This window comes from Phenylobacterium sp. (assembly GCF_020253645.1).
Taxonomy (GTDB): Bacteria; Pseudomonadota; Alphaproteobacteria; order Caulobacterales; family Caulobacteraceae; genus Phenylobacterium.
The window spans coordinates 1-17,207 of the sequence record NZ_JADCBG010000005.1 but is presented as its reverse complement, the minus strand read 5'-3'; the positions used below and the strand labels follow the sequence as shown (position 1 = coordinate 17,207).

The 17,207-nt window shown below is 63.6% G+C and carries 14 protein-coding genes and 1 pseudogene; 10 read left to right on the top strand and 5 right to left on the bottom strand.

Annotated features, from left to right (window positions below; genetic code table 11):
- The 9 genes and pseudogenes from INE98_RS00300 to INE98_RS00260 all read left to right on the top strand — a co-directional run.
- Nucleotides 1-142, top strand: a pseudogene (locus INE98_RS00300) (NADH-quinone oxidoreductase subunit I); the annotation flags it as partial.
- Between the two features lie 82 nt (nucleotides 143-224).
- Nucleotides 225-842, top strand: coding sequence for an NADH-quinone oxidoreductase subunit J (locus tag INE98_RS00295; protein WP_293535712.1), 618 nt, complete (start codon nucleotides 225-227; stop codon nucleotides 840-842).
- A complete protein-coding gene (gene nuoK, locus INE98_RS00290) occupies nucleotides 842-1,147 on the top strand; it encodes an NADH-quinone oxidoreductase subunit NuoK (protein ID WP_293535716.1) in 306 nt (101 codons plus the stop codon). Before INE98_RS00295 ends, nuoK begins: the two co-directional genes overlap by 1 nt.
- Before the next feature lie 9 nt (nucleotides 1,148-1,156).
- Nucleotides 1,157-3,229 carry an NADH-quinone oxidoreductase subunit L gene (gene nuoL / locus INE98_RS00285; protein ID WP_293535711.1) on the top strand — a complete coding sequence of 691 codons (2,073 nt, stop codon included), beginning with the start codon at nucleotides 1,157-1,159 and terminating at the stop codon, nucleotides 3,227-3,229.
- Nucleotides 3,230-3,242: 13 nt separating this feature from the next.
- Nucleotides 3,243-4,727 (top strand): NADH-quinone oxidoreductase subunit M, encoded by a 1,485-nt coding sequence (locus INE98_RS00280; protein WP_293535710.1) that lies wholly within the window; start codon nucleotides 3,243-3,245, stop codon nucleotides 4,725-4,727.
- A gap of 21 nt (nucleotides 4,728-4,748) precedes the next feature.
- Nucleotides 4,749-6,185 carry an NADH-quinone oxidoreductase subunit NuoN gene (nuoN, locus tag INE98_RS00275; protein ID WP_293535709.1) on the top strand — a complete coding sequence of 479 codons (1,437 nt, stop codon included), beginning with the start codon at nucleotides 4,749-4,751 and terminating at the stop codon, nucleotides 6,183-6,185.
- A complete protein-coding gene (locus tag INE98_RS00270) occupies nucleotides 6,186-6,929 on the top strand; it encodes a biotin--[acetyl-CoA-carboxylase] ligase (RefSeq protein WP_293535708.1) in 744 nt (247 codons plus the stop codon).
- On the top strand, nucleotides 6,926-7,702 hold the full coding sequence (locus INE98_RS00265) for a type III pantothenate kinase (protein ID WP_293535714.1): 777 nt from the start codon (nucleotides 6,926-6,928) through the stop codon (nucleotides 7,700-7,702). Before INE98_RS00270 ends, INE98_RS00265 begins: the two co-directional genes overlap by 4 nt.
- Nucleotides 7,703-9,385, top strand: coding sequence for a ribonuclease J (locus tag INE98_RS00260; protein ID WP_293535707.1), 1,683 nt, complete (start codon nucleotides 7,703-7,705; stop codon nucleotides 9,383-9,385).
- 323 nt (nucleotides 9,386-9,708) lie between these two features.
- Here the strand turns inward: INE98_RS00260 and INE98_RS00255 are convergent, their stop codons facing one another.
- Genes INE98_RS00255 through INE98_RS00235 form a run of 5 tightly spaced genes read right to left on the bottom strand, consistent with a single transcriptional unit; the run spans nucleotide 9,709 to nucleotide 15,574 of the window.
- Nucleotides 9,709-10,809 (bottom strand): enolase C-terminal domain-like protein, encoded by a 1,101-nt coding sequence (locus INE98_RS00255; RefSeq protein WP_293535706.1) that lies wholly within the window; start codon nucleotides 10,807-10,809, stop codon nucleotides 9,709-9,711.
- Nucleotides 10,799-12,451: a GH3 auxin-responsive promoter family protein gene (locus INE98_RS00250; protein ID WP_293535705.1), complete on the bottom strand. Its 1,653-nt coding sequence runs from the start codon at nucleotides 12,449-12,451 to the stop codon at nucleotides 10,799-10,801. Before INE98_RS00250 ends, INE98_RS00255 begins: the two co-directional genes overlap by 11 nt.
- The gene (locus INE98_RS00245) at nucleotides 12,448-13,326 is read right to left on the bottom strand and encodes a sterol desaturase family protein (RefSeq protein WP_293535704.1); all 879 of its coding nucleotides are present in this window, start codon (nucleotides 13,324-13,326) and stop codon (nucleotides 12,448-12,450) included. The genes INE98_RS00250 and INE98_RS00245 overlap by 4 nt, the downstream gene beginning before the upstream one ends.
- On the bottom strand, nucleotides 13,323-13,805 hold the full coding sequence (locus tag INE98_RS00240) for a hypothetical protein (RefSeq protein WP_293535703.1): 483 nt from the start codon (nucleotides 13,803-13,805) through the stop codon (nucleotides 13,323-13,325). Before INE98_RS00240 ends, INE98_RS00245 begins: the two co-directional genes overlap by 4 nt.
- The gene (locus INE98_RS00235) at nucleotides 13,802-15,574 is read right to left on the bottom strand and encodes a CocE/NonD family hydrolase (RefSeq protein ID WP_293535702.1); all 1,773 of its coding nucleotides are present in this window, start codon (nucleotides 15,572-15,574) and stop codon (nucleotides 13,802-13,804) included. The genes INE98_RS00240 and INE98_RS00235 overlap by 4 nt, the downstream gene beginning before the upstream one ends.
- A gap of 314 nt (nucleotides 15,575-15,888) precedes the next feature.
- Between INE98_RS00235 and INE98_RS00230 the strand changes: the two genes are divergently transcribed.
- Nucleotides 15,889-17,207, top strand: a 1,319-nt coding sequence (locus INE98_RS00230; RefSeq protein ID WP_293535701.1) for a CoA transferase, incomplete at its 3' end; no start/stop codon positions are given.

Genomic DNA, 17,207 nt, shown 5'->3' with positions numbered 1-17,207 from the left:
CATCGTCGAGGGTCCGAACATCGAATTTGCGGTCGAGACCCGCGAGGAACTCTACTACGACAAGGAACGCCTGCTCGATAACGGGGACCGTTGGGAGCGGGAGATCGCCAAGAATCTGGAACTGGAAGCGCCCTACCGGTAGACCCGGTCGGCGATTCCGAACGCACTGAAACCCCGCCGGCGCTCTCCTGAGTCCGGCGGTCCAAGAAGAGGGGCTGAACCCGGTGGCCTTGCAGGCAATCGCATTCTATCTGCTGGCGGCGGTGACCATCGCGGCGGGTTTCGGCGTGGTCTCCGCCCGAAACCCCGTGCATTCGGTCCTCTTCCTCATCCTCGCCTTCTTCTCCGCGGCGGGCCTCTTCGTCCTCATGGGGGCGGAGTTCCTGGCCATGCTTCTGGTGGTCGTCTATGTCGGCGCCGTCGCCGTCCTCTTCCTCTTCGTCGTCATGATGCTGGATGTGGACTTCGCGGCCCTGCGCCAGGGGTTCGCGAGGTCCATGCCGCTGGGCGCCCTGGTGGCGGGCATCCTTGCCTTCGAGATGGTGGCGATCTCCGCCGTGGTGGCGAACCGCGGTGCGGCCGCAGGTTCGACTGGGCCCAAGGCGGCCTCTGCCGAAGTCCCGAACGCCGAGGCCATCGGCCGCGTCCTTTACACGGACTACGTCTATTTCTTCCAGGCGGCGGGCCTCGTCCTGCTGGTGGCGATGATCGGCGCCATCGTCCTGACCCTCCGGCATAAGCCCGGGGTCAAGCGCCAGGTGATTTCCGACCAGGTCGCCCGCACGCCGGAGAGCGGAATGCGGGTGGTTTCGGTCAAGCCGGGGGAAGGCATCCAGGAATGATCATCGGTCTCGCCCACTATCTGGCGGTCGCCGCGATCCTGTTCACGATTGGCGTGTTCGGGATTTTCGTGAACCGCAAGAACATCATCGTCATCCTGATGTCGATCGAGCTCATCCTGCTGGCGGTGAACATCAACTTCGTCGCCTTCTCGGCCTATCTGCACGACGTGATCGGCCAGATCTTCGCGATGTTCATCCTGACGGTCGCCGCTGCGGAGGCTGCTGTCGGCCTGGCCATCCTGGTGACCTTCTTCCGAAACCGCGGCGACATCGCCGTGGACGACGCCTCCGTGATGAAGGGCTGACGTCTCCCGATGACTGCTGAAGCCCTCCTCATTCTGATTGTCTTCGGCCCCCTGGCCGGAGCCCTGATCGCCGGACTGTTCGGCGCCCGGCTGGGGGCCCTTGCGTCCCAGGCGGTGACCACCGGACTTCTGGTGCTGTCCGCCGTCCTGTCCTGGGTGGTCTTCGCCCAGTGGACCTGGGGCGATCTTGAGCCCTTCACCCTGACCCTCGCCCCCTTCATCCACGTGGGTGAGTTCATCTCCAACTGGTCCATCCGCTTCGACGCCCTGTCCGCCGTCATGCTGGTGGTGGTCACCACGGTCTCGGCCCTGGTTCACATCTACAGCTGGGGCTACATGGCGGAGGATCCGTCGCGGCCACGCTTCTTCGCCTACCTGTCGCTCTTCACCTTCGCCATGCTGGCCCTGGTGACCGCCGCCGACTTCATGCAGCTATTCTTCGGCTGGGAGGGCGTTGGCCTTGCTTCCTACCTGCTGATCGGCTTCTGGCACCAGAAGGACAGCGCCAACTCCGCGGCGATCAAGGCCTTTGTCGTCAACCGGGTGGGCGATTTCGGCTTCGCCCTCGGAATCATGACCGTCTTCTGGATGTTCGGCTCCATCCAGTTTTCGGAGGTCTTCGCGAACATCGACGAGATCGCCGGCACCACCTGGCGTTTCATCGGCTACGACTGGTCCGCGGTGGACCTCGCCGCGGTGCTGCTCTTCATCGGCGCGATGGGCAAGTCGGCCCAGTTCTTCCTCCACACCTGGCTTCCTGACGCCATGGAGGGCCCGACCCCGGTCTCGGCCCTCATCCACGCCGCGACCATGGTCACCGCCGGCGTCTACATGGTCTGCCTTCTGTCGCCGATGTTCGAGTCCGCCCCGGTGGCCCGGAACATCGTGACGGTGATCGGCGCAGTCACAGCCCTGTTCGCCGCTACGGTCGGCCTGGCCCAGAACGACATCAAGCGGGTCATCGCCTATTCCACGTGTTCCCAGCTCGGCTACATGTTCTTCGCCGCCGGGGTGGGCGCCTATCAGGCGGCCATGTTCCACCTCTTCACCCACGCCTTCTTCAAGGCGCTTCTGTTCCTTGGGGCAGGCTCGGTGATCCACGGCATGCACCATGAGCAGGACATGCGCCGCATGGGCGGCCTCTGGCGCTATCTCCCGGTGACCTACGCCGTCATGACGATTGGCACCCTGGCCATCACCGGCTTCGGCATTCCAAGTCTCGGGCTCGGGTTTGCGGGCTTCTATTCCAAGGACATGATCATCGAGTCGGCCTGGGCGGCCGCCATGTCGCAGGGAGGCGTCGCGTCGTTCGCCTTCGTGGTCAGCCTGCTGGCCGCCGGCCTGACCGCCTTCTATTCCTGGCGCCTGGCCTTCATGACCTTCCACGGAACTCCCAAGTGGGCCGAAGCGGGCGCGCAGGGTCACGATGACCACGCGCACGACGGCCACGCCGCGGCCGCTCATGGGCATGATGACCACGCGCATGATGACCACGGGCATGGCCACGGCGCCCATACGCCGCACGAGAGCCCGCCCTCCATGCTTGCGCCGATCCTCCTCCTGTCGGTGGGCGCCATAGCCGCGGGGTACGCCTTCAAGAAGCAGTTCGTCGGCGACTACCAGGAAGCCTTCTGGGGCGGCGCCATCTTCAATTCGCCTGCAAATACGGTGCTGGAGCAGGCCCACCATGCGCCCGCCTGGGTGCTCTGGTCGCCCCTTGTGGTGTCCGCCATAGGCTTCGCCGTCGCCTGGTGGGTCTATATCGCCCGCGAGGGAATGGGCGCGCGCATCGCCGAAAAGAAGGGGCTCGCCTGGACCTTCCTCTACAACAAGTGGTTCTTCGACGAACTCTACGAGGCCACCTTCGTGCGCGCTGCGCGGGTGCTCGGGGACCTCTTCTGGAAGGTGGGCGACCAGAAGATCATCGACGGACTGGGCCCCGACGGCGTATCCGCCGCCTCCTACGCCCTCGGGCGCCGGACCGGACGGCTCCAGACCGGCTATGTCTATCACTACGCCTTCGTCATGCTGCTCGGGGTGGCGGGTCTTCTGACCTTCGCCCTCTGGGCCTGGCGGGCTTGAGGAGGGCGAGACCATGACCGGTATTCTTTCCCTCATCACATTTGCGCCTGTGCTGGGCGCGGCCCTGATCCTGGCCCTGCGCGCCGGGCGTCCCGCTTCTGCAAGGGGAGATGACCTCACCCGCTGGATCGCCCTGATCACCAGCCTCGTGACCCTTGGGCTGTCGGTCCTCCTCACCGTGAGGTTCGACTCCGCCAACCCCGGTTTCCAGTTTGTCGAGGACATTCCCTGGTTCGCCGGCATTCACTACCGGATGGGCGTCGACGGAATCTCGGTCCTCTTCGTCCTGCTCACGGCCTTCCTGGTCCCCCTGTGCGTGGCGGCGTCCTGGAAGTCGGTGGAGCAGCGCGTGACCTCCTACATGGTCGCCTTCCTGCTGCTCGAGGCCCTGGTCATCGGGGTCTTTTGCGCCCTCGATCTTGTGCTCTTCTACGTCTTCTTCGAGTTCGGCCTCGCCCCGATGTTCCTGATCATCGGCATCTGGGGCGGCAAGCGTCGGGTCTACGCGGCCTTCAAGTTCTTCCTCTACACCCTCCTCGGCTCGGTGCTGATGCTGGCCGCCGTCCTCGCCATGATCGGGGTCGCGGGGACCAGTTCGATACCGGACCTGATGGCCTTCCGCTTCGAGCCCTGGATGCAGACCTGGCTCTGGCTCGCCTTCTTCGCCTCCTTCGCGGTGAAGATGCCCATGTGGCCGGTGCACACCTGGCTTCCCGACGCTCACGTCGAGGCGCCCACCGCAGGCTCGGTGATCCTGGCGGGCATCCTCCTGAAGATGGGGGGCTATGGCTTCCTGCGCTTCAGCCTGCCCATGTTCCCGGACGCCTCCGAGTTCTTCGCGCCCCTGGTCTTCGCCCTTTCGGCCATCGCCATCGTCTACACCTCTCTGGTCGCCTTCCGGCAGACCGACATCAAGAAGCTGATCGCCTATTCCTCGGTCGCCCACATGGGCTTTGTGACCATGGGCATCTTCTCCTTCGACGTCGTGGGCGTGCAGGGCGCCATCTTCCAGATGCTGAGCCACGGTGTGATCTCTGGCGCGCTCTTCCTCTGCGTCGGGGTGGTCTATGATCGCATGCATACCCGCGAGATCGCCTTCTATGGCGGCCTCGTGAACCGCATGCCGATCTACGCGGTGATCTTCCTGCTCTTCACCATGGGCAATGTCGGCCTGCCGGGAACATCCGGCTTTGTGGGCGAGATCATGACCCTCACCGGCGTGTACTTCAGCTCCACCTGGACGGCTGTCGCGGCGACCACCGGCGTGATCCTTTCGGCGGTCTACGCCCTCACGCTCTATAGGCGCGTCGTGTTCGGCGAGATGACAAACCCGGCCCTCGCCGACATCACCGACGTCAACCTGCGCGAGATCGTGATCTTCGTCCCGCTGGTGGTCGCCACCCTCTGGCTGGGCTTCCAGCCGGGCCTCGTCTTCAACGTCACCGCCAGTTCGGTCGACGGTCTTCTGGACGCCTTCCGCACTGCGGTCGGCGACTGACGGAGGCCGAAGGAAACCGCCATGTTCGCCAATGACCTCGCCATCGCCGCACCCCTGCTGATCCTCGCCGGTGCGGCGCTCTTCCTCCTGGTCGCCGGCGCCTTCCTGGCGCGGCCGGATCGCTGGGTCGCCCTGGGCGCGATGGCCGCCCTGGCCGCCTCGGCGGGGGTCGCGATCATCGGGCCCCGCGGGGAGGCGTTCTCGGGCTCTCTGACCGCGGACGCCGCGTCTGTCTTCGCTCAGGTGGTGATCTGCCTCGGCAGCCTGGTGGCGATACCTCTTGGACAGGGCTGGTTCGAGCGGCGGGGCATCCGGAACTTCGAGTTCCCCGTCCTTATCCTCCTCGCCGCCCTCGGCATGGCGATGATGGCCGGGGCGGGCGATCTCCTCAGCCTCTACATCGGCGTGGAGCTCCAGTCCCTGGCGCTCTACGTGATGGCCGCCCTGCAGCGGGACGACGCCAAGGCCTCCGAAGCGGGTCTCAAGTACTTCGTGCTGGGCGCCTTGTCCTCCGGGCTCCTGCTCTATGGCGCCTCCCTGGTCTACGGGTTCTCCGGCTCGATCCGTTTCGACGAGATCGCCGCGGCGGTGAACGGCGAAGCCGGGACCGGCGTCCTCTTTGGCCTGATCTTCATGATCTGCGGCCTGGCCTTCAAGGTTTCCGCGGCGCCCTTCCACATGTGGACGCCTGACGTCTACGAGGGCGCGCCGACCCCCGTGGTGGCGTTCTTCGCCGGTGCGCCGAAGCTGGCGGCCATGCTGATCTTCGCGAGGGTTCTGGCGGAAGCCTTCCCCCTCGCCGCCGACCAGTGGCGGCAGGTCCTGATCCTCATCGCCCTGGCCTCGGTGGCGGTCGGCGCCCTTGCAGGCCTCGCCCAGACCAACCTCAAGCGCCTCTGGGCGTACTCATCCATCGCCAATGTCGGCTACGCCGTGCTTGGCCTCGCCGCCGGGACGGCCCAGGGCGTACAGGCCATGCTGGTCTTCATGGCCCTCTACAGCGTGGCCGTCATCGGCTTCTTCGCCTGTCTGTCCGCCCTGTCCCGGGAGGGTCGACCGCTCGAGACCCTGGATGACATGGCTGGACTGTTCCAGCAGCGGCCCTGGCTCAGCCTCGCCATGACGGTCTTCGCGCTTTCCGGGCTCGGCCTTCCGCCCTTCGCGGGCTTCTGGGGGAAGTACTATGTCTTCATGGCGGCGGTGAACGCCGGCGATCCGGTCCTTCTCTGGTCAGCTGTCGCCGCCCTTGTCGGCAGCGTCGTCGCCGCCTTCTACTATCTGAGGCTGGTGAAGGTGATGTGGTTCGATCCCGCCCCGGGCCAGACAGACCGGCCGCCCGTTGAGGCGGGCGTCATTGCGGTGGGCGCCGCAGCTTTTACCTTCCCGGTGGTGCTGGGGCTCATGCCCTTTATCGACCTTTCCGCGAAGGCGGCGGCCGCCGCCCTTGGCCTCGGCTAGGTGACCGTCCCGCGCATCGCCACCTTCGCCGTCCTCGATTCGACCAACGCCGAGGCCCGGCGTCGGGCGGAGGCCGGCGACTTCGGCCCGGTCTGGATCCACGCCCTTGAGCAGACCGCCGGTCGCGGACGTCGCGGGCGGCCTTGGCGGGGAGGGGGGGGCAACCTCGCCGCCACACTCCTGACCCCCATCGACCTGCCCCCCGCCGAAGCGGCCCAGGTGTCCTTCGTCGCCGCCTTGGCCCTGGCGGAGACCGTGAATACCCTTGCGGGAGCGGAGGTTGCGCGCCTCCGCTGGCCGAATGACCTCCAGGTCGCCGGGGGCAAGGCGGCGGGGATCCTGGTGGAATCCGGCGTCAGGCCTGGCGGTGGGCTCTGGCTGGCGATCGGCATAGGGGTCAACCTGGCGCTCGCCCCGCCCCGGGAATCTGTCGAACGGCCCGCCAGCGCCCTGGCGGACCTCCCTGGCATTGGCGTCGTCGAGCCACAGGAGTTCCTTGTCCTCCTGGCCGAGCGCTTCGAGGCCTGGCGCGAGATCTGGGCCCGGGACGGCTTCGCGCCCGTGGGGCAGGCCTGGACCCGGCTGGCCGATGGCCTGGGCGGCCCCTGCACAGCGCGGCTGCCCGACCGCACCCTGTCCGGGATCGCCGAGACCCTGGAACCCGATGGCGCCCTGCGCCTGCGCCTCGGGGACGGACAAGTCGTCCGGATCACCGCAGGCGATGTCTTTTTCGGAGACTCCTGATGCTGCTCGCGATCGAACAGGGCAACACAAACACGCTCTTTGCCGTCCATGACGGAGCCTCCTGGGTCGCCCAGTGGCGCACCGCCACCCAGTCAACCCGCACGGCGGACGAGTACGCCGTCTGGCTGTTCCAGCTCCTCTCGATGACGGGCCTCAGGTTCGACATGCTTGACGCCTGCATCATCTCCAGTGTGGTGCCTCAGTCCGTGTTCAACCTCCGGAACCTGTCGCGGCGATACCTGAAGGTGGAGCCCCTCGTCATCGGGGAGAATGTCGACCTGGGCATCCCGGTCCGGCTTGAGAAGCCCTCGGAAGCCGGTGCAGACCGGTTGGTCAACGCCATCGGGGCGCACGTGGTCTATCCCGGCGACCTCATCGTGATCGACTCGGGCACCGCCACCACTTTCGACGTCATTGCAGCGGACGGAGGCTTCGAGGGCGGCGTCATCGCCCCGGGCATCAACCTGTCCATGGAGGCCCTGCATGCGGCCGCCGCCAAGCTGCCCAGGGTCGCCATTCGTCGGCCCGAGCGGACCATCGGACGCGATACGGTCGGGGCCATGCAGGCGGGGGTCTTCTGGGGCTACATCGCGCTGATCGAGGGGCTCATCGCCCGGATCCGGGCGGAATGGGGCCGGCCCATGACGGTGATCGCCACCGGCGGGGTCGCCTCGCTCTTCCAGGGGGCGACAACGTCGATTGATCACTTCGACTCCGACCTCACCATACGCGGCATGCTGGAAATTCATCGCCGTAACCCCGGAGCGCGATAGATGGCCAGTCCGCGTCCCGAGGACGAACTCGTCTTCCTGCCCCTCGGCGGGTCCGGTGAAATCGGAATGAACTTCAATCTCTACGGCTATGGTCCGCCCGACCGTCGCCGGTGGATTGTCGCGGACCTGGGCGTCACCTTCGGCGGCCAGGACACACCGGGCGTGGATGTCATCCTGCCGGACCCGGAGTTCATCGAGGAGCACGCCGACGACATTCTCGGCATCGTCCTGACTCATGCACACGAAGACCACATCGGCGCCGTCGCCTGGCTCTGGCCCCGGCTCCGTGCGCCCCTCTACGCCACCCCCTTCACCGCCTTCCTGCTGCGCGAGAAGCTTCGGGAGCGGAACCTCGAGGACGAGGTCGAGCTGAACGAGGTGCCCCTGGGCGGGCGTATCGTCCTGGGTCCCTTCGACGTCGAGATGGTCACCCTGACCCATTCCATCCCCGAGCCCAACGGCCTGGTGATCCGCACGCCCCTGGGAGTGGTCCTCCATACCGGCGACTGGAAGATCGATCCGGACCCCCTGCTGGGCGCTGCGACCGACTCCGCCGCCCTGCGACAGCTGGGTGACGAGGGGGTCCTGGCCATGGTCTGTGACTCCACGAATGTCTTCGTCGAAGGCCGCGCCGGCTCCGAGGCGGAGGTCCGGGCGGAGCTTGTTCGGGTCATCGCCGCCCAGAAGGGCAGGGTGGCCGTGGCCTGCTTCGCCTCGAATGTGGCCCGGATGGAGACGGCCATCGTGGCCGGTCGCGCCGCAGGCCGGAAGATCTGCCTGGTCGGCCGTTCCATGATCCGCATGGCGGCGGCCGCGCGGCACGTCGGCATGGATGTCGACTCCCAGGGCTTCATCTCAGAGGCCCAGGCCGCCCACCTGCCGCCGGATCAGGTCCTGTTGCTCTGCACGGGCAGCCAGGGCGAGCCCCGGGCGGCGCTCTCACGCATCTCCGAGGGCTCTCACCCGCACATCCGCCTGGGCGCCGGCGACAGCGTGATCTTCTCCAGCCGGGTGATCCCGGGAAACGAAATCGCCATCCGGAACATGCAGGACAGGTTGTCCGAGCGCGGCGTGCGCCTGATCACCGACCGCGAGCATCCCGGCATCCACGTGTCCGGCCATCCCTGCCGAGAGGAGCTGGCCGACATGTACGCCTGGGCCCGGCCACGGATCGCCATACCCACGCATGGGGAACGCAGGCACTTGCTCGAACACGCTGCCTTCGCCCGCGACCTCCAGGTCCCTCAGACGGTCGCCCCCAGGAACGGCGAGATGGTCCGTCTGGCCCCGGGCCGGGCCGAGGTGATCGACGAGGTCCCGGCCGGCCGCATCTATCTGGACGGCGGCTTCATGACGCCTGAGGACGGCGAGCCCCTGCGCGAGCGGCGGCATGCGGCGACCAGCGGCGTCCTGCACGCAGCCCTGGTGATGGATGGCCGGGGATGCATCGCCTCTGGTCCCCAGGTCCGGGCGATCGGCCTGCCGGGAGAGCCCGAGCGACCTCTGGACGACATCCTCGACGACCTGGCCGACGCCGCCGAGGCCGCCGTGCGCCGTCTGGACGGAGACCAGCGCGAGATCGACGCCGAGGTGGAGGCCGCCATCTCGCGCGCCCTCAAGAAGGCCGCCCAGCGCGTCTGGGGCCGCCGCCCCGTGGTCCAGACCACCATCCTGAGGCTCTGAGGCCCTGAGGCGCACGGCAGACGGTTGTCGGAGCTCAGGGCTCCTTGATCATGGCCAGAAGACGCCGGTGGCGGTGATGGTGGTGTTGTGATCCACTTAAACTCAGCCAGAAACAACTGGACCCCGACCTATGGAAGAAGACGGGAGGCTGAAGCGATCAAGGTTCGCGGAAGAGCAGTTCATGGGGATCCTGCGCAAGCAGGGTGAGCCGGACGTGTGATCTATCCGGGGTAAAGGTTGCCGTGCGATCGGATGTGACCCGTGGAAATCTGCAGCAGAGCGCAAATTGTCGACCGGCTGGTACCGGCGGGCGGGTCACACCGTCACACTGATAAGCATTCGAATTCACCCTTCAATCTTTGCGAAGGGGAGAGACCAAGTCCGGGAGCTGCCTGCAGTTCAGCGATCAATTTCGCCCCAAGTTGCGCCTTGATCGCAGGCTCTGTGACGTCGAACTGGAGCAACCACGTGCCATACCCAGCCTCAAACCCACGCAGCCGAGGCACAATTGCGGCCACACTAAGCGCGGCGCGAGCCAGAATGCTCGTTTCGCCGACTTGAGCGCCAATGATGACGTCGAGTCCCCGATTCTGCGCGGCTCGAAGCAAGTCCAAGGTGCGGATAAGGCCGCCATGCTTTGACACCCTGAGATTTATGGCTACCTTCAACCCTGTCGGGATCTCTTCGAGGTCCTCTACCTTGGTCACACTTTCGTCCGCGATCAGGGTCAGTCCTGTTGTCGTCTGGATAGATGTCATTGACGCCCAATCCTTTGGGCTGCAGGGCTCTTCGACCGCCCAGATAAAAGGCGTCAGTGGTGTCAAGGCCTTGATCGCCTGCGCCGCATCGCGCCAAAGATTGTTAGCGTCGACACGTACCGAGCCAAATCGTGACAGTTGGCTAGCGCGAGACATATCGCGCGCCGAATTCCCTGAGATCTTGAGCTTTGCATCTCGAATGCCGCGTGCCCGAAATGCAAGATGTTGCGCTGAGAACGCTAAACCGCCGCTCGCGCTGTAAACAGCGCTTAAAGGCTGGTCGATGATCGGCGGCAAACCCAGAAGGGTCTCGACGCTCACGCCGTCTCGCTGAGCTATCAGATCAAGCAGAGCAAGTTCCGCTGCGCAGAATGCGCTCGGGCAGAGATCAATGACGAGCTTGTTGCTGGTACTCCAACTTCTGAGGCCGTCAAGATCCTGGATGTTCGAAAGGAGAGGCAGATGCGCCGTTAAGAAAGACTGGGCCGCCTCCAGCGTTTCCCCCGTGACATATGGGCGAGGACAGCCTTCGCCAAGACCGACCCGTCCCTCCTGATCACGCGCCATGACAATCACATTCTCTGCAAATTTTCTGCTTGCGGAGGCATGTGAAAAAGCCTGCCGAAACGCTATCGGCAAAGAGAGAAAGCGAAGCTCAAAAGGCATTGGCGTCCATGTAGTCCGAGAAATCGAAGTCAAAATCCTCCACGCGCTGGAGGGCCAAGACCTTTGCCTGTGATTCGCGCTGACCTTTCACCTCGACGCAATGCTTGTGGTAGGCGGCGCCTGCGCCGGGCCGAAGTCGAACCAAGCGCGGTGATGCTAACCTTCCACTACCCCGTTTAGCAGCATATTCGATATTCAACTGTTGTAGTTTTGCATCAAACGCCTCGGAAATATTCGTTTCATTGAATGGCGTTTCAACAAAAATTCGATAAACAGAATCTTTAGTGTCAGCCAAAGCAATGTAAAAAACGGGAGGTTGCGTGAATACGGTCGCTACTGCTGAGTGAATTTGATCTTCCGAGATCTTTTCACCCACGATGTTCGTGACGCCGCGTCCTTTTCGCACGAATTCGAGGGTTGGACAGGCGCCGACGAAGCCAGTCACCCGCATGACGTCGTTCATTTGATATCTGAGTAGCCCAGCCGCCGTGGTCACGATGATCTGGTACTCGGTACCTTGGACAAGTTCGTGAAGAAGCTGTGTTTCGCGTTCGCCCCGATCCCATGCCGCGTTTTCGACGAATTCGAAGAAGACGTCGCCCAACATCGGAAGTGCGAGATTGTTTCTCGCATCGACAACGATGGTCCCCCGCAGTTCGCTTGCAATGTAACCCGCGTCGATCATGCCCGCGGCTTTGGGTATCTGAGACCGAACCGATGCGGCCGCATGAATACATCCCCCACCTAGCCAAGTGACCACAGCGCGCAGGTTCGGCCAAAGATCAGCAAGTGAAGCCGCATGGGCATGCTCCAAGATCTTGGCGCTGGCTCTTGAGGGCCTCAAAAGCGGTTCTACCGCCTCGCACACCTCAGGCGAAAGTCGATCCAAAGCATGAAACCCACCCTTCTCCAGGTCCCGGGATAGTCGACCTCGATGAGCTTCGATCACTGAGAGCAGTCTGATGATCGTCGACGGGTTCGCCGCGGCAATGAGTGAGATATCCCGCGCCGCCAAGGCGAGGCGAGCTGTCACAAGATATTTCAACTCGTAGTCTTCGATGCCGAACACTTCTGCCGGAACAACATAGTTCGCCCGCAGAAGGTAGGGCATGGTTTCGTAGATAAGGCCGCTCGTCGACCCGGCCGGAACGCCGTTTGACAACGCCTCCTCTCGTGCCGGGCCGCCAAAGCCTAGGATCCGGCCTCGGAACGCCCCGTAAGCGGCGTGGGGCGGAAAGGCCATCGCCTGTTGCGCAGCTCGGAACTGCTTCAACGTACTCCGGGTGACTGGAATGTACTTCGGCTGCCCGGTCGTGCCGCTTGTCCGCGCGTACATCAAGGGGGGCTCGGGGGCGACCTCGAGCATCCCGGTCGCAATCTGTCGCTCTATGCCTGAACGTATGTCCTCATAGGTTTGAATGGGCACGGCACGGCGGAAGTCGTCAATGCTGAGGGCTTCTGAAACGCCGAAACGTCGTCCCTGCGTCGTTTCCTTGCAAAGGCGCAAGATGGCTTCCAGGGCCTGAGATTGAGCCTTGTCTGGATACGACGCTTGCTTAAGCAGGTCTGCATGTCGACGGCGGGCCACCGTTTCCATCGACGCCGCCAGAACAAACTGCGCAAGTCGGGAGCGTAGGCTCATGTGATGTCACGAGCTACCCGCCGAAACGGCGCATACAATTGCTGCCAAAATCCTCGCGGGTAGGCAGGGTCAAGCAAACCTAGGGTTTCAACCACACGCGATTTCGGACGGAAGTAGGTGCCAAAAACGAGATCCCACACAACGAAGCTGTGTGCGTAGTTGTTGTTGGACTCGGATATATTACGAGAATGGTGCCATCGGTGCACTTCGGGTCCACTGAAAACATAGTTTAAGGGGCCTAGTCGCAAATCAGCGTTTGAGTGTTGGAATAAGCCACTGATGGCGTAGAATACAAAGTAGAAAGCAAGCACGTCTGGTGTGATCCCAATGATAACAAACGGAAGCGTGTCGCAGAAGAACTGTAGAGCTTTTTCAATAGGATGAAATCGAAACACATTTGTCGAGTAGAGTTTATTGGGGTGATGATGCACTTCATGCAATCGCCAAAGAGCTGACCATGTATGCGCGGATCTGTGAAGCCAATATCTGAAGAAGTCTCCCGCGATCACCTTGAGCGCCAACTGGGCGAATAATGGCCAATGTGTAGGCCAGATCGAAAAATGGTTAGTGTGGTGCGATAGGGCTGTCGACAATGCAAACGCGACCGCCCAAGCCATAGCGAAAGGCACGGTGACTTGCACCGCGACCATGAAGAGACTGTCTTCCAGGTAATCACTTGCGTTCGCTATCCACCCTCTGCGAAACGGGATGATCCGTTCAAGCAGGATAACGATGGGGCCGACGATGGCGACCGTTGCGAAGGGCGCCCAGGTCAGAGCGACGCCAGCGTCCAAAAGCCCCATCAGCGTGATTAGGCCAGCCGCCATCACCAAGGGATATGCCAGCACGCTGACGATGCGGCGTACCCCCCTCACGCCTCGTCACCCGTGATGTTACTCAGGTGGTAGTGCGCCACAGTCAACACCATCACAGCTAGAACTATGTGAAAAATTCCCGGCAGATGTGCTGAGAGAAAAAGGTTCTGCTTCGCGAACGTCAACCCCGCTACAAACCGCGCGACCGAACCGGCAAAATAGAGACCGCCAATCCAGGCCACTACAGTGCCGAGACGTCGATTTTGTTTGATCTGTCCGATCCAGAGCCCTCGAACAAACAAAGCAGCAAGTATGATGATGACAATTTGGAATGCGAATAACAGACCGTAGGGCAAGGTGCCTGAATGCCAAGCTTCGAAGGCGGGCAGTATCGGCGTCGGCGCAAGCAGCTGGAGGATTTGAGCCGCGACACGAAAGACAAACAACCCAAGCAGCACCATGATGAATGTCGCATGTACCCGCGACTGTCTGGGCAATTCTGTCAAATTCAAGTCCTCCGAAATGGTGCTCAGGGTCAACGTAAACCTTGGGTTTTGGTATCTTCCTTCGGTATCTCGGGAAGAATAATATAGGACGCAGCGTCAACGCTGCGCCACACTTTTTGGTGAGCTGTCGCGAACCGCGTCGCAGTCGCTGGGCTTTCGCCGGTGTTTGGATTGCGGTCAAATCGGGGAAAATTGCTGCTTGAGATGTCAAGCCGAAGCTTGGAACCTGCCTCCAGAACGACACTCGTCGCTCCCAGATCGATTTCGAGTGGAGTCCGCTCTCCCGGTGTGAAGGCTCTGCGAATGATCCCATCACCAAGGTTGAAGGCCTCTCCTTTCGGCGTGATGAATGACAGTTTCGCCGTAAAATCCGTGCTCGGCGCGTCGGTTGTCACCCAGATCTTGGCCTTGAGAGGTCCCGTAATCTCCAAGGGGCTGGACAATGGAGGCGTAACATAATTGAGGACGTCTGCTCGGGTACCCACCGGCTCCTGCATCGCCACGCCCGCTCTTGGACCGAGCATCGCGCCCCCGCGGGTCGGTGTGGGCGTTCTGGGATCGTATGTGAACCTGTCTTCAGCAGCGTTGATGTCCGGCGCGGCCTTACCCAGGCGCCCGTTGGCCTGCAGATACAGTTTTGTATAGCGCGTCCGCGCCAGCGGCCACTCCTGCTCGTCTCGCCAGAAGTTCGGCCCCATAACATAGAGACGAACGCGAGGTTGAGGTGTGGGGCGCTGGCCGACGCCAAGTACCTGATCGTACCAGGCGATCACCTGTTCAACGCTCGCCCGCCGATAGAGGACCGGCTTGGCTTGGCCGGGCCAGTCAATCTCGCGGGCGTGAGAAAAGGGCCCGATCACGAGGCGCGTGTCTCTCGCGTGCTTGTTTTGCGATAAGGCTTTGTAGTCACGCAGCATTCCTGGTAGAAATGGATCATACCATCCTCCCAGCAATAGTGCCGGCGCCTTGGCGGTCGATGCGCGTTCGTGGCCGTCGATCGCGACCCAATAGGAGGACCCGGGCGCCGATGTGAGCCATTGATCGAAGAAACCGGTATCAGAGCGCGCCACGTCATCGGCCCGACTGACCGGCAAGGCGCGCTCACCTCGATCCAAAGCCTTCAGATCGACGTCCTGGTCCCGCGGCCCTGCGCTATTGAGGGCCCAGTAGAGGCTACTCTCCAAAGCAAAGGCACCGCCGGGGTGGAAAAAGTCCTGAAACCGGCTGGAAGCAATTTGAATCGCGAAGGCGCCGACGCCGGGGTCGGTGCGATCCGAAATCGCCCATTGTGTCTGCCCAAACGCCGAGCCCCCCCACATTGCCAAGCGACCATCCCACCAAGACTGACGGGCAAGCCAAGCCAAGGTGTCGAGACCATCTTGGCGTTCATGCACCATCGGCGTGAACTCTCCATCGGAGCGGTAACGTCCACGGGTACCTTGCACCACGACCACATACCCGCGTTTCGCCCAGAAGCGGCTTATCACGTCGGACCTGGTCCGGTTCCAAAGCGTGTCTGTGAAAGGGATTCGAGCCAGGATGGTCGGCGCTTTGACGAGGCCAATCGGGCGATGAATGTCAGCGCGCAAAACGACGCCGTCACGCGTTTTCATGGCGACTCCGTGCTGGGTCGACACGGCATATTGAGCTGGCCTCGTCGTCGCCACCGGCAGAAACGCGACATCAGCCACGGCGTCGATCAGCGGCGCCTTGAACACCCACAACAAGCCGACGGCAACGGCGGCCAAAGCCAGGGCTCGCAGCCTCAAGGCGCGGCCTCGTTTAGACAAGTTGGCAGTCATCAGGGGCTCATCGAACTGAACAACTCCACAATTGGAATGTATCCCCAACTTCCCGCTATATCCGAGTCCTTCCCGGATCTTGTCGAACCCAGTCGCTGCCGGGTTCGGACGTGACCCCTCGAACCTTCTCCTGAAACGGTTAGAGCCTGACCTGTGAAAGGGGACGGGTGGATGAGGCGATCGAGGTTACCGTAAGATCAGATCACTGGGGTCCTGCGCGGCAACGGTCCCAACAGTCATGAGCCCGGCCGCGGCTTGCCACCGCCGCCGCTTTCGCCGACCCTCCTTGCAAGACAAGAAAGTCGGGAGGGAGCATGTCGGCCTACCGGGGCGTGCGGATCGCGGACTTCACCCAGGGCGTCGCCGGGCCCATGGCCTGCATGCTGGTCGGCGATTTCGAGGCCGAGGTGGTCAAGGTCGAGCCGCCGGGGGGCGACCGTCTGAAGGATCATCCAGGCTATCCGGCCTGGAACCGCAACAAGACCGTCGTGACCCTGGATCTCGCCGACCCGGCGGACCTCGCCCGCGCCCGTGACCTGGCCCGCGGCGCAGATGTCGCGGTCTTTGATCATGCGCCCGGCGACCTGGAGGCCCTGGGGCTCGACGCCGCCAGCCTGCGCGACGGAGCGGATCATCTGGTGCATGTCTGGATGCCGCCCTATGGGACGAGGGGGCCCTGGAGCCGCCTGCCGCCGCGGCACAGCCTGCTGGCGGCCCTTTCCGGCATCGCCTTCCGGCAGGGGGCCCATGGCGACAGTCCGGTTCATCTGGTCCTGCCCCTGGGGTGGTACGGCCAGGCCGTGATGGCGGCGGGGGCCATCGGCGCGGCCCTCTACGAGCGTGGGACCTCGGGGCGGGGGCAGGCCGTGACCGTCAGCGGTCTCCACGGCGTCTCGGAAGTCGGCGGCGTGGTCATGGTGCGCGATCAACCGCGGCTGCCGCGCGGCGCGCCGCAGGGCGCCTCGCCCAGCTACAGGCTCTACCAGTGTTCCGACGGCGAGTGGTTCTTCCTCGCCACGCTCTTCATGCCCTTCTTCCGGAAGGCCATCGACGCCCTTGGGCTCGGCGCTCACTGGCAGGTTTTGGTCCTGAACCCGGTTCTGGCCCTCGACGTGCTGGAAGAGGTTTTCCGCAGCAAGCCCCGGCGTCATTGGCTCGGATTGCTGGCCGACGCCGGAGTTCCCTGCGCTCCGGTCGGAAATCGGAGCGACTGGTCTGCCGGGGATGCAGTTCGACACGCCGGTCTGAGGCTGGAGTTTGACGATCCGGTACGGGGGCGCCTGGCCATGCCCGGGCCTCCGGCGCGACTCTCCTCGACGCCGGCCGCCGTCCGGCGCCTGCCGGTCTCCGGCCCGGTTCCTCAGTGGGGTCCCCCGTGCAGTAAGCCCGACGCCGGCCCCTCGCCCTCGCGGCCCCTGGAGGGGGTGCGCATCCTGGACATGGGCTCGGTCATCGCCGGCGCCCTGGCCGGCGCGGTTCTGGCCAATCTCGGAGCCGAGGTGGTCAAGATCGAGTCGCCGGAGGGCGATCCCTTCCGCTCCGACGGAGGTCCCTTCCTGGCCTGCAACCGTGGCAAGCGCGGCCTCGGGATCGATCTGAAGCAGCCGGGGGCGAAGGAAATGTTCCTGGACCT

What these genes read in the sequence shown, in the direction of transcription:
- INE98_RS00235 (WP_293535702.1), bottom strand. Translation starts at nt 15,574, where the DNA reads ATGACTGCCAACTTGTCTAAACGAGGCCGCGCCTTGAGGCTGCGAGCC.
- INE98_RS00250 (WP_293535705.1), bottom strand. Translation starts at nt 12,451, where the DNA reads ATGAGCCTACGCTCCCGACTTGCGCAGTTTGTTCTGGCGGCGTCGATG.
- nuoL (WP_293535711.1), top strand. Translation starts at nt 1,157, where the DNA reads ATGACTGCTGAAGCCCTCCTCATTCTGATTGTCTTCGGCCCCCTGGCC.
- INE98_RS00280 (WP_293535710.1), top strand. Translation starts at nt 3,243, where the DNA reads ATGACCGGTATTCTTTCCCTCATCACATTTGCGCCTGTGCTGGGCGCG.
- nuoN (WP_293535709.1), top strand. Translation starts at nt 4,749, where the DNA reads ATGTTCGCCAATGACCTCGCCATCGCCGCACCCCTGCTGATCCTCGCC.
- INE98_RS00260 (WP_293535707.1), top strand. Translation starts at nt 7,703, where the DNA reads ATGGCCAGTCCGCGTCCCGAGGACGAACTCGTCTTCCTGCCCCTCGGC.
- INE98_RS00255 (WP_293535706.1), bottom strand. Translation starts at nt 10,809, where the DNA reads ATGCCTTTTGAGCTTCGCTTTCTCTCTTTGCCGATAGCGTTTCGGCAG.